Below are 14960 nucleotides of genomic sequence, written 5' to 3'. Positions count from 1 at the left end.
ACGCGATCGCCGAGTTGACGCCGCTGATCGGGGTGCGCCACGCGTGCACTTCGACGGGTCGTGCACACGCCAGCTACTATCGTGCACACCCGAAACACGCTGGCATACAGGGCACCTCACCGAAAATCCCCGAAGTCGGGCCGGCGAACGCTTCCGGGCGGGAGAGTGCGCAGCCGCGGGCATTGTCGAACGCGGAACGCGTGCGGGTCCTCGAAGTACTGAACTCGCAGCGGTTCGCCGACATGGCTCCCGCGCAGGTGTATGCCACCCTCCTCGACGAGGGCATGTATCTGTGTAGCGAGTCGACGATGTACCGGATCCTGCGGGAGAAGAACCAGACCGGGGACCGTCGCCGGCAGGCCACACACCCGCCGAAGGTGAAACCGGAACTGGTTGCTCATCAACCGAATTCGGTGTGGTCGTGGGACATCACCAAGTTGCACGGGCCGGCGAAGTGGACGTACTACTACCTGTATGTGATCTTGGACATCTACTCCCGATACGTGGTGGGGTGGATGATCGCCCCCCGCGAGTCGAAGACGCTGGCCGAACGCCTGATCGCCGAAACCATCCGGGAGCAGAACATCGGCCGTAACCAGCTGACCCTGCATGCCGATCGAGGGTCGTCGATGACGTCCAAGCCGGTCGCGTTGCTGCTCGCCGACCTCGGGGTCACCAAGTCCCATTCACGCCCGCACGTGTCCAATGACAACCCGTTTTCGGAGTCGCAGTTTCGCACGATGAAGTACCGGCCGGACTTTCCTGGGCAGTTCGACAGCATCGAGGCCGCACGGATGCACGGCAAGGAATTCTTCGATTGGTACAACTTCGAGCATCGCCATTCCGGGATCGGCCTACACACCGCCGCCGACGTGCACTACGGCCGAGCCACGGAGGTGCGCCGCCGGCGTGGCATCGTCCTCGATACCGCGTACGCCGCGCACCCCGAACGATTCGTCCGCAACCCACCGGAACCACCGGCACTGCCCACCACCAGCTGGATCAACAAACCACGCACCGAGGAGGAGAACCCGACACACTAAACCTGCCGAAGCGCTGTCTCAGAAAGGTTGACAGGTTCCGCTGTGTCGCTCATGTAGCTCCGGGCGAGTGCTCAACTGCTCGTCTCCCGCCTCGGCGTGCGTCACCGGCTCCTGGCCGGTGGGGTGCGAAGCCCGAGGATCGTACCCAAAGGGATCCTTGTTCCATCCAGGGATCACCAGGTCAGGGAGAAGACCGGGCGGGTGAACGCAAGTGAACCCTTGACGACGCCTCGTCATTCTCAGCTCCGGCGATGGGATGGTGACCGGGGTGACAGGACCTGGCCCCTGGCAGAGGGGGCGCGCGACGATCGGGCGGGCATGACCGATCGTGTGAGCACCGCGTGGTCTCGGGGTAAAGAGGGCACCCAATCCGGTCGGATATCGAGTGTGCGGAACGTGGAAACCTCGCCGTGGTCCACAGGAGCGCCGACATACGTCGGCGCTCGTGTGGTAAGCCGACCGCAAGGAGAGCTGAATCCCTCGGCGGGACAGGATGCCCAAGAAGCCAATGCCGGTAGCCGAAAGGCGACAGGAAACCCGCGGCAGCGTGGTCGACGCCTCCGTCGACCGCCGTGGCATAACTGGCCGGATACCGACCGGAAACGGTCGGGCCCGTGAGGGTGCTGACGTGGGCAGGTGAGCCTTTGAACACCGAGGCTGTGGCCTCATGAACCTGAGGGGCAAGTTGGACACCGATGAGGTGAACGGACCCCGGGACGTCGTGCTGGACTGGGATGCCATTGACTGGCGCGCCCATGAGCAGAACGTAGTGAGGTTGCGGCGCAGGATCTTCAAGGCGACGCGGGAGCAGGACTGGGCTGCGGTCCGGTCGCTGCAGAAATTGATGTTGGGTTCCTGGTCGAACACGTTGGTCAGTGTTCGGCAGGTGACCCAACGCAATGCTGGACGTCGAACGGCCGGGATCGACGGGGAGACTGCCCTGTCACCGGAGGCGCGGGCGAACATGGCGGTGCGGGTGCATGAGTCGCGGTCGTCGTGGGAGCCGGTGCCAGTTCGGCGCGTGTACATTCCGAAGGCAGGCGGCAAGCGGCGTCCGCTCGGCATTCCCGTGGTAATGGACCGATGCCATCAGGCTCGGGTCCGCACCGCCCTGGAACCCGAGTGGGAAGCCCGGTTCGAGGCCCGCTCGTACGGGTTCCGGCCGGGACGAAGCTGCGCCGATGCGATCGGCGCCCTGTATTCTACGCTCAATGGGTCACGAGCCAAACGGGTGTGGATTCTGGACGCCGACCTGTCGGCCGCGTTCGACAGAATCGACCACCCCCGGCTTCTCGACACACTCGGCTCGTTCCCAGCACGGGAATTGATCGGAAAGTGGTTGACGGCCGGGGTGATTGAGAACGGACGGTTCGCGTCGTCCGAGGAGGGCACTCCACAGGGCGGGGTGATCAGTCCACTCCTGTTGAACGTGGCGCTGCACGGCCTGGAGGAGGCTGCAGGAGTCCGCTACCTCAAGGCCGCCGACACGCTCGATGCGCGTTCGGTGCCGGGGACTCCCGTTCTGGTGAGGTACGCCGATGACCTGGTGGCTTGCTGTCATTCCCGGCAGCAAGCCGAACTGGTCAAGGACCGGTTGGCGGGCTGGCTGGCTCCGAGGGGACTGGCCTTCAACGAGGACAAGACCCACATCGTGCACCTCGAAGAAGAGGGCTTCGACTTCCTCGGGTACAACATCCGCCGATACCGGCGCGGAACCCGGCCCGCCAAACTACTCATCAAGCCGAATTCGGATGCGGTCAAGCGAATCCATCGTAGGCTCGCCAACGAGATGCGCCGTATGCGTGGCTCGAACGCGTTGGCGGTCATCGCCAGGCTCAACCCCATCATCCGGGGCTGGACCGCCTACTACCGGGGCGTGGTGTCCAGCAAGACTTTCGCCTCGCTGGACTACCACATGTGGCGGCTCACATGGCGGTGGGCCCGCCGCCGCCACCCCGGCAAGCCGAAGTGGTGGATTGCAGATCGCTACTTCGGCCGGTTCCACAAGTTCAGGAACGACCAATGGGTGTTCGGCGATCCCGACCACCCGCGTGGCGACCACGGTGAGGTCATCACCCACCTGGTCAAGTTCGCCTGGACTCCCATCGTCCGTCACACCACGGTCGCGGGAAGGGCGTCTCCAGACGACTCCGACCTCCGTGACTATTGGATCAGGCGGCGGCGCAAGGTCAAACCACCGCTCGACAGCTACAACGCCGGCCTGCTCGCTAGGCAGAACGGCCGCTGTCCACTCTGCGGAGACCACCTGCTCACGCCCGATCAACCGCCAGATTCCCCTGATGAATGGGAACGCTGGTGGCTCGGCGTGGTCAGGCAGGCAATCGCTGCCGACTACCTCACCCACCACGGGCGAGATGACGCGGCGAAGGGGAACTCGACACGCCTTGTGCACGCCTCCTGCCGACGCAGCCTTCAGGCTCGCAGGAGGAACCAGCAATCCGTGACGCCCTTGCGGCTTGCTTGAGCCGTGTGCGGTGAAAGTCGCTCGCACGGATCTGAGGGGGCGGGGACGCAGCAATGCGTCCCCGCTACCCGACTGCTGGTGAGGGTCCCTCAACCGGGTGATCGAGGCCGCCGAGAGCCCGGCGCCCGATCCGAGGAACTGCTCGCGTGCCGGCCCGAAGTCACTGGTGGAGAGCCCGTGCAGATACAGCGGCAGTACCTCGTTCATCTGCGGGGACTTGCGCACCCAGGCACCGTTGGGAAGGCCAGACTCTCAGGCCGCGGCTATTCTGACGGCGCTCGCTGAAATTGGATCTGGCGCACTTTTCGTGAAGGTATTCGGCGTGTCGCCACGGTGCGCTGACCTGCGGCGGGTGAGGATCGTCGGCGTGTGATTTCGAGGGCGTGCGGGCGTTGCTGCCTCACCTGGTTGGTGTCGCTGTCGCGGGGGTTCGTCGGGTAGGTTCGACGATCCGTATCGCCGCAGAGCCGAAGGGCGACGGGGGACGGTGTCCGCGCTGTGATGGTGAGTCCGCTCGCGTGCATTCTCGGTACCGCCGGCAGCTGGCCGACACTGCGATCGGTGGGCATCCGGTCATGATCGACCTTCGGGTGCGTCGATTCTTCTGTGACACCATTGATTGCACGGCAAAGACTTTCGCCGAGCAGGTGCCGGGTCTGACCACATCACGGTCGCGACGCACGCCCGTGCTCGGCGCGATGGTCACAGCGATCGGATTGGCCGTGGCCGGGCGGGCAGGGGCCCGGCTGGCCGCTCGCCTCGGGGTCGCTGTCGGCAGGGACACCCTGTTGCGGGCGGTCCGGGCCCTGAGCGATCCGAAGGTCGGCGAGGTCAGCGTCCTGGGCATCGATGACTTCGCGATCCGCCGCGGTCACGTGTACGGCACCCTCATGCTGGACATGGTCACGAGCAAGCCGATCGATCTGCTCGCCGACCGCACGGCGGACACCGTTGCCGACTGGCTGAAGAAGCATCCCGGCACCGAGGTGGTGTGCCGTGACCGCGCCGGCGCCTATGCCGAAGGCGTCCGGATCGGTGCTCCCGACGCCGTCCAGGTGGCCGACCGCTGGCACCTGTGGCACAACCTGGCCGAGGCGGTGGAGAAGACCGTCACCCGTCACCGCGCCGACCTGCGTCTGCCCGATGAGGACGCCGATCAAGTCAGCGTCGTCCCGGATGGCATCGACGAGATCGTCCACGCCGAAGTCGAGCCGATCGACGGTCGGCTCGTCACCCGAACCCGCGAACGGCACGCCGCAGTCCAGCAACTGGCATCCCAGGGCATGTCGATTTCCGCAATCGGGCGGAAGCTCTCACTCGACCGCAGGACGGTACGGCGGTTCGCCCGCGCCACCGAGGTCGAGGAGCTGCTGACCAAGACGGAATCCCGCGCTAGCCTGCTCGACGAATTCAAGCCCCACCTCCACGAACGCTTCAACGCCGGGTGCACCGATGCCGCCCGACTTACTCGTGAGATCGCCCTGTTGGGATACCGCGGCAGCGACAAGACTGTCCGACGTTACCTGCAGCCGTTGCGGAGCACTCTGAATCCGCTTCCGTCAGGACCCGCTTCGCCGTCGGTCCGGCAGGCCACCGGCTGGCTGACCCGCCACCCGGATCGGCTCAGCGACGACGAACGCACTGAGCTCGAGTCGCTGCTGGAACGCAGTCCCGCCCTGGCCGCCACCCGAGACCTCGTCCAAGGCTTCGCCGAGATCATGATCGAGCGGCGCGGGCGCGACCTCGGCGCCTGGATGACGGCCGTTGACACCAACGGAGATCGGGCATTGCGGTCCTTCGTCGCAGGTTTGCGTCGCGATCTCGATGCCGTCACCGCAGGGCTGACGTTGCCCTACAGCTCCGGCCCTGTTGAAGGACACATCAACCGCATCAAGATGCTCAAACGCCAGATGTATGGACGCGCAAACCTGGACCTGCTCCGCAAGCGCGTCATCCACACCGTATAGCTAAGGCCGACAACAGAATCACGAAAAGTGCGCCAGATCCCTGAAATTCCCCAGTAACGCTCACTGAAATTCCCCACCCGTGTGGCTCCGCCAACGAGGGCGGGTCTCCCTCGATGCTGATGGTCTCTGACCACACATCAGCCAGTCGAAGGAGACCCGCGTTCACATGCTGACATGGGAGGACGATGTGGAAGTACATGCCCTACGTAAACGAGGTTGGTCGATCTCGGCGATCGCCCGCCACACCGGCAGGGACCGCAAGACCGTCCGGGCCTACCTGAACGACGAACGCACCCCTGGAGTGCGTAAACGCCGCGAACCGGACCCGTTCGAACCGTTCGTCGACTACGTCACCTGCCGGTTGTCCGAGGACCCGCATCTGTGGGCTCGCACCCTGTGCGACGAGCTCGAAGAGCTCGGATATCGGCTGTCGTATCCGACGCTGACCCGGCAGATCCGTGACCGCGGACTGCGCCCGGTGTGCGAGGCCTGCGCGACCGCCACCGACCGGGCGAACGCGATCATCGCCCATCCTGCCGGCGAGGAAACTCAGTGGGACTGGGTCGACCTGCCGAATCCACCCGCCTCCTGGGGCTGGGGCGGGATGGCGCACCTGCTGGTCGGCTCCCTGGCGCATTCGGGGCGCTGGCGCGGGATCCTGGCGCCGGCGATGACCCAGCCGCACCTCGTCGACGGCCTCGACCGCGTCAGCCGACGGCTCGGCGGTGTGACGAAGGTGTGGCGGTTCGATCGGATGGCGACCGTGTGCCACCCCGAGTCGGGCCGGGTGACGGCGAGCTTCGCCGGCGCCGCGAAGCACTACGGGGTCGCGGTGGCTATTTGCCCACCCAAGGCAGGGAACCGCAAGGGGGTGGTGGAGAAGGCCAATCACACTGCCGCCCAGCGGTGGTGGCGCACCCTGCCCGACGACGTCACGGTCGAACAGGCGCAGCAGCGCCTGGACGAGTTCTGCCGGCTGCGCGGCGATACCCGGATGCGGGCCACTGCCGACGGCAAGGCCTCGGTGGCGACCGTCGCCGCCACCGAACCGCTCACGGCGCTGCCGGCCACGCCGTATCCGGCGATCCTCACCGAACCCCGGACCGCATCCCGGCAGGCGCTGGTGTCGTACCGCGGCAACCGGTACTCGGTGCCCCCGGAGCTCGCGTCGGCGCAGGTCACCGTCACCCGGGTGCTCGGGGCCGAGGTGATCGACATCGTCACCACCGCGCAGATCACCATCGCCCGCCACCGCCTCGCCCCGGACGGCGCCGGCGTCACGGTCCGCGACCACGGCCATGTCTACGCGCTCGAGCAGGCGGCCATGGCGGCCGCCGGCTCAGCCGGTCGCCCGCACCGCCGCAAGGAACGGATCCCACCCGGGCCCGCCGCGATCGCGGCCGCGGAAGCACTGCGTCGGGGCACCAGCGAGTCGAACATGACGACCTCCGGTGCAGCCGAAACATCCCAGATGCCAACGCCACCGACCGTTATCGACCTGTCCACCTACGAGCGGGCCGCCCGCGGAAGGAACACCCTGACATGAACACCACCCCTGCCGCCGATACTCCTCCGGCGCCGAACACCGCCGCGGCGGCCAGCCTCTACCAACGCCTGCGCGGTCATCTGGCGGTGCTCAAACTGCACGACGCCGCCGAAGCGCTGCCGGCGGTCCTCGACCGCGCCCAGAAGACCAACCTGTCGATGACCGCCGCCCTCGAAGAGCTCCTCGCCATCGAAGTCGATGCGACCGAGGCCCGCCGTTTGGCCGGGCGTTTGCGGTTCGCGTGCCTGCCGACCCCGGCGTCGCTCGAGGACTTCGACCACGACGCCGCCCCGAGCCTGGACCGGAAGTTGATCGCCGAGCTCGGCACCTGCCGCTACCTCGAGACCGCCACGAATATCCTGCTGGTCGGCCCGCCGGGGGTGGGCAAGACACACCTGTCGGTGGGGTTGGCGCGGGCCGCGGTGCACGCCGGGTACCGCACCTACTTCACCACCGCCGCCGACCTCGCCGCCCGCTGTCACCGGGCAGCGATCGAGGGCCGGTGGGCGACGACGATGCGGTTCTTCGCTGGCCCCACCCTCCTGATAATTGATTTATGCCGCCCCCGTAACTATGCCGATGCCGGGCGGCGTTCCGGGTGGGCTGCCCTGTCTTGCAATGACTTGCAGTACTTCGAGTCTGAATGTGCTCAGCATATTCACAGTGCCTCCAGGAACGCGAGCAGCTGATCCGGTGGCCGGTAGCGTCCGGGTGGCGATGTCGACGACGCGAGGTGCGCGAGGGCACGCTCTTTGATCGCGAGGTCGGCGTGCAGGTAGGCGGTGGTGGATCGAACGTCTGCATGCCCGAGCCAGAGGGCAATGACGGTCGTATCGACGCCTGCGTGCAGAAGTGTCATGGCGCAGGTATGCCGGAAGACATGGGGGCTGAGGTGTTTTCCGACCAGCGACGGACAGGACTGCCGAGCTTGTGCGGCGTAGATGTTGACTCTGCGTTGGACGGCATCGACGCTCAACCGTCGGCCGGTCCGAGTGCAGAACGCCGCATCGTCGCGTTGTCCGGCTCGCTCGATCAGCCACACGTTCATGACTGAGCGCACCGATTCCGTCATCGGCACCGACCGTTCTTTGCGGCCCTTGCCTACGCACCGGACGTGTCCGCTCGTTCCGGTGACGACGTCGCCGCAGTTGAGTCCGAGCAGTTCCGAGACCCGCAGACCGGTCTGCATCGCCAACGTCATCAGCGCATGATCACGCCGCCCGGCCCAGGTGCTGCGGTCAGCAGCGGCAAGCATCGCAGCGGCCTCGGGTTCGTCGAGGAAGCAGACGATGGCTTTGTCGAACCGTTTCGGTGGGATCGCCAGGACCTGTGCAATGAGCGCAGCATGCTCGGGATGCCGCAGGGCGGCATAGGAGAACAGCGAGCGGATGGCGGTCAGTCTGGCGTTTCGGGTGCGTGCGGAGTTGGCGCGGTCCTTTTCGAGGTGATCGAGGAACGCGCAGATCGCGTCGGCGTCGAGATCGGTCCAGTCCAACCGTGACGGGGCTCGGTGGGTTCGTTGTTCCATGAACGCCAGCAGCAGCCGCATCGCATCTCGATAGGCGGCGATGGTGTGTTCGCTGGCGCGGCGCTGCGTGCTCAACCGCTCGAGGAAGAACGACTGCACCGTCGGCGCGATGGCGGTCATGAGTTCACCTGCGGCAGGGTTGGTTCGAGCCGTTCTGCCGCCAACGCCAGCAACTGCGGTGCCGCGGACAGATACCAGTAGGTCGATCGTGGGTCGCGGTGACCGAGGTAGGTGGAGAGCCGCGGAAGTCGAGCGGCGACGTCCCCGCCGTCGCGGTACCACTGCAACAGCACTGTCACTGCGAACGTGTGGCGGAGGTCGTGGATCCTCGGCGTCACCGTCGATTGGCGCCCGATTCCGCTGCTGCGCCGTAGGTCTGCAAATACTTCGAACACCGACTCGTAGATCACCCGGCGGCCGGTGAGCGAGACGAAGTAGCTCTCGTTCCCGGGTGTGCGATCGAAGCCCTCGCGTAGGGATGCGTAGCGCGCCAACGCCTCGGTAGTGCTGTCCGAGAGGGGGACGTTACGGGACTTACCGAACTTCGATTCCCGAACCAGCACAACACCGTCGTCCCAGTCGATGTCGGAGCTATCGAGGGTCAACGCTTCCCCGACTCGCATGCCGGTGGCGGCGAGCAAACCGAACAGGGTGGAGTAGGTCGCTGCCCGCCGCGGGGAGGGCAGCGCGGCCGCTGCGCCGAGCAGTGCCGCGATGTCGTCGGAGCTGTAGATGAATGGTGGACGCCACCGGCGGCGACTGGGCAGCAACCCGATGGGCGGCACCTCGGTAGCCGGGTCGATGCCACTGAGGTAGCGAGCGAAGCCTCGGACTGCGCCCATCCGCCGCGGCCAGACCGAGCTCCCGGGCGGTGATGGTGGTTGCTGACACCACGCCAGTGCATCGGCGATGGTCACCGTGGAGTGACCGAGGTCCTCGAGGTAGGTCACAAAGCGCGGCAGGAGGCGCGCTGCGTACGCGAGTTCGTGCCCTAATCGGTTGCGCAGCAGCAGATATTGAGTCAGATGCATCCGCAAGGATGTCGGGTTCTCGGTGGTGGTCATGAGAGGGCTCCCGGCCAGGGCTGAGCGACGGTGCGCAGTGACGCCAGGTCGACTTTGGCGTAGATGGCGGTCGTGGCCAGGTCATGGTGGCGCAGAACCTGGCTGATGTCGGCCAGTGCGACACCCTCGGAGAGCAACGTCGTCGCCACCGAATGCCGAAGTCGGTGAGCCCCTGCCGGTGGGAGGCCCGCGCGTTTACATGCCCGGCGGACGACGTCGCTGAGCAGGTCCGGAGGGATACCTCGGATGGGGGCGCGGTACGTCTGGAAAAGGTGACGGTCCGTGGTGTGGGGTCGGCCGTCTCGGAGATACCCGGCAACCGCGTCGCCGACCTCGTGGGGCAGGGGCAGGGTGTCGAGCCGGCGGGCTTTACCACGCACTCGTAGGTGCCCGGACCGCCAGTCGATGTCGTCGAGTTCGAGTCGCGCTATCTCGATGCATCGTAGACCGAGCATGCTCAGCAACATCAGCATCGCGAAATTTCGAGCTCCCAGAGCTGTGCTGCGGTCGCACGTGTCAAGCAGTGCGTCAACGTCGTCGCGGGCGAAGTAGCGGGGTATCGAGGTCTCACGCCAGCCGGCGACCGGTGGGATCGCGCCGCTGAGCAGGGTCGGGGTCATGCCATGGACGAAGAGGTAGCGCAGGAGTGCTCGCATTTCCGCGACGCGGCCTTTGACGGCACCGACGCTGCATCGCCCCGCTTCAGCGAGGAGATAGCCGCTGACGTCGCTGCCGGTCAACGCCGTTGGGTCGACGCTGCCGGCGTCGGATCCGGTCAGTAGGAATTTTCGCGCTGATCGCTCGTACCGTTGCACGGTCGCCTCGGCGAGGCCGCGATCCTCGATCAACCACCGCCGGTAATCGTCGAGCAGTACCTCGGTGCTGGTCAGTGGGTCGTCCGGCAGCGGCGCGACGACGTGCATCTCGATCAACATGTCGAGCAGGAGCCGCAGTCCTCGCCGATGCGGTGATTGCCGGTAGTCGTCGGCGCGCCGATACGCGAGGAAGCAGTCCATCTGTGTCGCATCGAGATTCGATACCGACATCTCGTTGCTGATCATCCAGCGGTCGAGTTGGCCGAGGACTTTGACCATTCCTCTGATGGTCTCGCTGCGGTAGCCCAATCCACGAAGTAGATCCCGATAGTTCTCGACGAACGGGCTCAGAGGCCCGGTCCTTCTGCGGGTACCTGACATGGCTGTGTCTCCATCCCGGAGCACCGTGCTCCGTCCAGATCAGCATCGATCAGACGGTGGGGCTTATGCCGACATGATCAGCAGGTGATCTCCAACGAACCACCAGGCTGCAGTGCATCCCGTGTTCGCCACAGGACGATGTCGGCATAGTTACGGGGGCGGCATAAAGCGATCTATGTGAACATCGGTATAGGTCGATGAACTGGGCTATCTCCCGTTGCCCGGCGAGGCGGCGTCTGCGTTGTTTCAGGTTGTGGCGCAACGATATCTGAAAACTTCGATCATCGTAAACACGAACCGCAGCGTGGGTGAATGGGGTGAGGTCCTCGGCGACACCACCGTCGCCGCGGCCATGCTCGACCGGCTGCTGCACCGGTCCGTCGTGCTCAACCTCGACGGCGACTCCTACCGTCTCCGCGACCACCACGCCCGCGCCGAAAACCTCCGCAAAGCCACCACCGCAACCCGGCAACCGCTACAGTAAACACCGCTCACAGGTGGGGAATTTCGCCGAGCAGAAGTGGGGAATTTCGCTGAGCCTCGTCAATTCGCCGCGGCCTGAGAGCTTCGCACCTTCTTGACCGGCGTCGGCGGGTGGGTGTGTGCGGTCGGCGGAGGAGCAGCTGGATGCTTGACGCTCTGCAGACGGCCGTTGAGTTGCACGGGCGATTCGTCTGATGTCCAGTCGTTCTGTAGAGACCCCCGACAATTCAGTCTGCTCTCAGCAGGTTCACCACCTACTGCAGTGGTGTATCGAAGGTTTCCCGAACGGCAAATGCGGCACATGCTGACAGTGCGACGATGGCCATCGCATAGAACGCCGGCATCGTTGCGCCAGCGGCCCCGGCCAGCGCGGCCAGCACGACCGGAGTGGGGCCCGAGAACAGCGTGGTCGCGATCTGCCAGCCCAACGACAATCCGGTGTACCGGTTGGCGGTAGTGAATAGCTCGGTAAGGAGCGGGAGCACCGCCGTTACATTGGCTGCCATAAGCGGCGTGACGATGACCATACCCAAGACAGCAAGAGCAATACTGCCATGTGATACCAACAGGAAGGATGGATAGATTACGAGGACAAGCGCGATCGTCGAGGCGATCAACTGTGGGCGGCGACCTACCTTGTCGGTCAGCTTTGCGAAGGGAACGATTGCCAGGCAGTAGGCGGCCAGTCCAGAGAACGTGATGAGTTGGGCATCGGCGGCCTCGAAATTCCCGAATTGCTTCAAAGCTGATGGCATATAGATGAAGTAGACAGCCAGCAAGCTTGCGTTCGTGGCCGCGAGTCCAATTGTGAGTATGACCGTCTTGTAGTCACGTTTGACAGTAGTTGCCAGAGGTTTGTTTACCGCCTTTTCTTGCGAGCTCAGCGCAGCAAAGTGCGGGGTCTCCTCAAGTTTGAATCGGATGTACAGGCCGACAAGACCAAGCGGTAGGGAGAGCAGTAAGGGGATACGCCATCCCCATGAGAGCATGGATTCCTCCGGCAGCATCCGTGTAAGGGAGAGAGCCACGATCGATCCGGTAAGAAGTGCAAGACCAGTTGTGAGAGCTATGAATCCGACGTAGAACCCACGCTTGTCGGGTGGGGAGAACTCGGCGATCAGCGAGGTTGCGCCACCGTATTCGCCACCGGCTGAGATCCCCTGTAGGACACGAAGCACGGTGAGCAGTATCGGGGCGAAGAGACCGATCTGTGCATATGTCGGTAGAAGCCCGATCGCTGCGGTCGCAAGGGTCATCATCAAGATGACGACGGCGAGTACGGTTTTGCGTCCGTACTTGTCGCCAAGCGGGGAGAAGATTACCGCGCCCAGCGGACGCGCGACGTAGCTCGCAGCAAAAGCCCCGAAGGTGAGCAGTAAGCCGACGAGGGGATTGTCGGAGGGGAAGTACGCATGGGCGATGTACACAGCGACATACCCGTATACGACAAAGTCGTAATACTCCACGTATGTGCCGAAGCTGGCCGCAACAATTGCCCTCCTGGCGCTGCGGGTAACTGTGCTGCCCGCACGAGTGGTAAGCGTGCTTTCCGATACCATCTGGCTTCTCTCTGGAGTAGGGGCGTGGGACTCGAGCCCGATACGAGCCCATGGATGTTGATGGAGATACTTCCTGTTCGGCTCTTTTCCACGTTTCCTGTGAAGGAGAGTGGCAGGTTCATGAGCCATGTCTGACAGGTGGGATTCTGAGACGCGATGCGGCCGGCATTTGTTTCGCTGTTGCCCTGGGTGGTCAATGAAACATCCACCCGGCGCAGCGGTGGTGTGTGGTCCCGAAAGTTCCGTACGCTCTTCACACGTCGTATTCGAATGTACTCGGACAGCTGGTGGGTGTCGGCTGGATTTGGATGGCACTGAGAACGCGCGGTCTTTGCGGTGGGCCCGAAGCTCGCATGTGACGATCGTCTCATCAACGCCGAGGAGACGGCTTTTCTTGGGATGCACCCATTGTGCGCAAGTCCAAAAACCACGTGACCGGGTGTACCTTGTCGTTCACCCATGGGCGCCCAGTGAAACCGCCCCGCTGCCATTCTGATCTGAGACACAAACGGGCCGCGATCTGGATGCCCTCCACAATGGGCGACCGGCCGCAGGTGATATTTCTGCTGCATTCCTAATTCAAGTTGAGGCCTGTCGTCGACGCCGATCAGTGAGTGATTGTTGCGAAACGCCAGGTAGAGGCTCAATCTCCTCAACTCGATGGCAGGAACGTCGAGGCTGCCTTCCGGTGAGCGTGCAACGCCCTCAAGTCAAACGGCAAAGGACGTGGAACTTACATCGTGTAGGTCTCGTCGGTCTTGTCGGTCGCACGCCGTGCTGACCTGCGTCCTTTTTGCAAAGTGTTGTCGCCGAGGGATTCTCACTAAGTTGTCAGAATCTCGGACATTTCGATGACGTCCAGGTCGCTGAACTGGGGTAACGCGCAAAGTTCGCGTCCTACTGAAACGAAATCGAGAAAACTGGCACCGGCGGTGAGAACCTACACATCATCGGCCTGTAAGAGACCATTTCAGGCCGCAACATCGTGTCACTCATGGTTTGTGCGTACTCGGCGACGATAATTTCAGTTATCGCAGCGACGGGCCCGGATCCCCACGTCACCGCATTTTTGCTCTGCAGAGTGTCGGTTTGTGGCGAGCCTCGGTGACGATGCTGTCGGACTTCGTCGACGCGTCGGCACCCACAGGGCTGGTTGCAGTGTTGCCGGCCGACACCGTGGGGTCCTCGTCCGACCGGCTCCTGCGCCGTCGAACTCGAGTGAGCCGTGCTGGAGGGTCGGCGGCCAGGTTCAGCGCCTCCTGTGGCGCTTAATGAGGCAGTGGACGAGACGGGTTGCCGTCTGTCGGTATGGGACCACCTTCCACGCCGAGTCCGTGGTCGCACATCACCCGCGCGATCCGTACCCGCGGCGTCCGCTATGCGGCGACCGGCTACCTCGGCCAGGCCGCACCAGACCTGCTTCCGCTGCGATCCGGGGACGTTCTGGTCGTCAACGCCTCCAAGGCCGCTATCCCCGGTGCTGCCACCTCCCCCGCCGCCTCCGGACCGCCCTGCTGGCGCTGCTGGACCTGTAACCATCGAAGTACGCGTCACAGTGCCCTTCACCACGCTGGTGGAACGACCACTGCGTCTGCGGTAGCGCAGCGCAATAGGCTCTTTCGGCTGGTTGGTCTCATGACTGGTCACTTTCGATGATGTCGAGCTGGACGCGGTTGCGGTGGCTGATCTCCCACCGGCCGGCTTCGAGGTCGTCGAGGAGGTCGCGGCACCGCTCATCGGTGCTCACGTCCGCGCTTTGCCCGTTGACCGGGCCGCGGATTCCGTTCCGCCAGTCGATGACCGTGTAGACGAACTCACCGGTGGTGGCGAAGTCGCGTGGGCGGGTGCAGACGACGAAGTGCTCCGAGAGTGCGCGGACGGTGTAGGGGCGGCGTGGTTCGAGACCGAACCGGATCCGCCCACCAACATCGAGTGAGATCGGAGGTGTGGGGGATCCCGTGGCGTTCATCAGTGTCACCGCGCACCCCCGCCCGCAGCCCTGCCTTGGAGCGCTGCCCGCTGATTATCGGCGAGCGTGTCCCGGTCGATGTGGCCGCGACCCAACCCCTCTGGCCGGTGCCCGACGTGA

Annotated in this window: 9 protein-coding genes and 4 pseudogenes; 7 read left to right on the top strand and 6 right to left on the bottom strand. The window is 64.5% G+C overall.

The features are described 5' to 3' along the window. Positions 1–2 precede the first annotated feature (2 nt). Both ROP_RS39070 and ltrA read left to right on the top strand, forming a co-directional pair. A pseudogene (locus ROP_RS39070) lies at positions 3–1043 on the top strand (IS3 family transposase); the annotation flags it as partial. Positions 1044–1710: 667 nt separating this feature from the next. Continuing rightward, a complete protein-coding gene (gene ltrA / locus ROP_RS39065) occupies positions 1711–3528 on the top strand; it encodes a group II intron reverse transcriptase/maturase (RefSeq protein ID WP_012687135.1) in 1818 nt (605 codons plus the stop codon). A 75-nt stretch (positions 3529–3603) separates the two neighbouring features. On the opposite strand, the pseudogene ROP_RS43085 reads toward ltrA, so the two are convergent. Further along, positions 3604–3759, bottom strand: a pseudogene (locus tag ROP_RS43085) (transposase); the annotation flags it as partial. Between the two features lie 152 nt (positions 3760–3911). Between ROP_RS43085 and ROP_RS39060 the strand changes: the two are divergent. From ROP_RS39060 to ROP_RS39050, 3 genes are all read left to right on the top strand, one after another. Then, positions 3912–5495, top strand: coding sequence for an ISL3 family transposase (locus ROP_RS39060; RefSeq protein WP_012687133.1), 1584 nt, complete (start codon positions 3912–3914; stop codon positions 5493–5495). Positions 5496–5661: 166 nt separating this feature from the next. Further along, positions 5662–7041 carry a Mu transposase domain-containing protein gene (locus tag ROP_RS39055; protein ID WP_012687132.1) on the top strand — a complete coding sequence of 460 codons (1380 nt, stop codon included), beginning with the start codon at positions 5662–5664 and terminating at the stop codon, positions 7039–7041. Next, positions 7038–7730, top strand: a complete 693-nt coding sequence (locus ROP_RS39050; RefSeq protein ID WP_012687131.1) for an ATP-binding protein — start codon at positions 7038–7040, stop codon at positions 7728–7730. The genes ROP_RS39055 and ROP_RS39050 overlap by 4 nt, the downstream gene beginning before the upstream one ends. On the opposite strand, the gene ROP_RS39045 is transcribed toward ROP_RS39050, so the two are convergent. The 3 genes from ROP_RS39045 to ROP_RS39035 are packed head-to-tail and all read right to left on the bottom strand — an operon-like array spanning position 7700 to position 10727. Beyond that, entirely contained in the window at positions 7700–8689 is a 990-nt protein-coding gene (locus ROP_RS39045) for a tyrosine-type recombinase/integrase (protein ID WP_012687130.1), read from the bottom strand. The genes ROP_RS39050 and ROP_RS39045 overlap by 31 nt on opposite strands. Then, positions 8686–9633: a tyrosine-type recombinase/integrase gene (locus tag ROP_RS39040; RefSeq protein WP_012687129.1), complete on the bottom strand. Its 948-nt coding sequence runs from the start codon at positions 9631–9633 to the stop codon at positions 8686–8688. Before ROP_RS39040 ends, ROP_RS39045 begins: the two co-directional genes overlap by 4 nt. Then, positions 9630–10727 (bottom strand): tyrosine-type recombinase/integrase, encoded by a 1098-nt coding sequence (locus ROP_RS39035; protein ID WP_231869149.1) that lies wholly within the window; start codon positions 10725–10727, stop codon positions 9630–9632. Before ROP_RS39035 ends, ROP_RS39040 begins: the two co-directional genes overlap by 4 nt. A gap of 295 nt (positions 10728–11022) precedes the next feature. Between ROP_RS39035 and ROP_RS42230 the strand changes: the two are divergent. After that, positions 11023–11313 (top strand): annotated as a pseudogene (locus ROP_RS42230) (ATP-binding protein); the annotation flags it as partial. Positions 11314–11566: 253 nt separating this feature from the next. Here the strand turns inward: ROP_RS42230 and ROP_RS39025 are convergent. Further along, positions 11567–12871, bottom strand: a complete 1305-nt coding sequence (locus tag ROP_RS39025) for an MFS transporter (protein ID WP_012687126.1) — start codon at positions 12869–12871, stop codon at positions 11567–11569. A 1271-nt stretch (positions 12872–14142) separates the two neighbouring features. Between ROP_RS39025 and ROP_RS44720 the strand changes: the two are divergent. Beyond that, positions 14143–14371, top strand: a pseudogene (locus ROP_RS44720) (phosphatidylserine/phosphatidylglycerophosphate/cardiolipin synthase family protein); the annotation flags it as partial. 133 nt (positions 14372–14504) lie between these two features. On the opposite strand, the gene ROP_RS39020 reads toward ROP_RS44720, so the two are convergent. Further along, positions 14505–14840, bottom strand: coding sequence for a hypothetical protein (locus ROP_RS39020; protein ID WP_231869148.1), 336 nt, complete (start codon positions 14838–14840; stop codon positions 14505–14507). Between the last annotated feature and the right edge of the window lie 120 nt (positions 14841–14960).

The sequence above is a fragment of the Rhodococcus opacus B4 genome (assembly GCF_000010805.1).
Lineage (GTDB): Bacteria > Actinomycetota > Actinomycetes > Mycobacteriales > Mycobacteriaceae > Rhodococcus_F > Rhodococcus_F opacus_C.
Note: the sequence above shows the minus strand (reverse complement) of the source record. Positions and strands in the feature narration are given on the sequence as shown.

Coding starts and splice junctions, on each gene's coding strand:
- ltrA (WP_012687135.1), top strand. CDS start 1,711: ATGAACCTGAGGGGCAAGTTGGACACCGATGAGGTGAACGGACCCCGG.
- ROP_RS39055 (WP_012687132.1), top strand. CDS start 5,662: ATGCTGACATGGGAGGACGATGTGGAAGTACATGCCCTACGTAAACGA.
- ROP_RS39050 (WP_012687131.1), top strand. CDS start 7,038: ATGAACACCACCCCTGCCGCCGATACTCCTCCGGCGCCGAACACCGCC.
- ROP_RS39045 (WP_012687130.1), bottom strand. CDS start 8,689: ATGACCGCCATCGCGCCGACGGTGCAGTCGTTCTTCCTCGAGCGGTTG.
- ROP_RS39040 (WP_012687129.1), bottom strand. CDS start 9,633: ATGACCACCACCGAGAACCCGACATCCTTGCGGATGCATCTGACTCAA.
- ROP_RS39035 (WP_231869149.1), bottom strand. CDS start 10,727: ATGGTCAAAGTCCTCGGCCAACTCGACCGCTGGATGATCAGCAACGAG.
- ROP_RS39025 (WP_012687126.1), bottom strand. CDS start 12,871: ATGGTATCGGAAAGCACGCTTACCACTCGTGCGGGCAGCACAGTTACC.
- ROP_RS39020 (WP_231869148.1), bottom strand. CDS start 14,840: ATGAACGCCACGGGATCCCCCACACCTCCGATCTCACTCGATGTTGGT.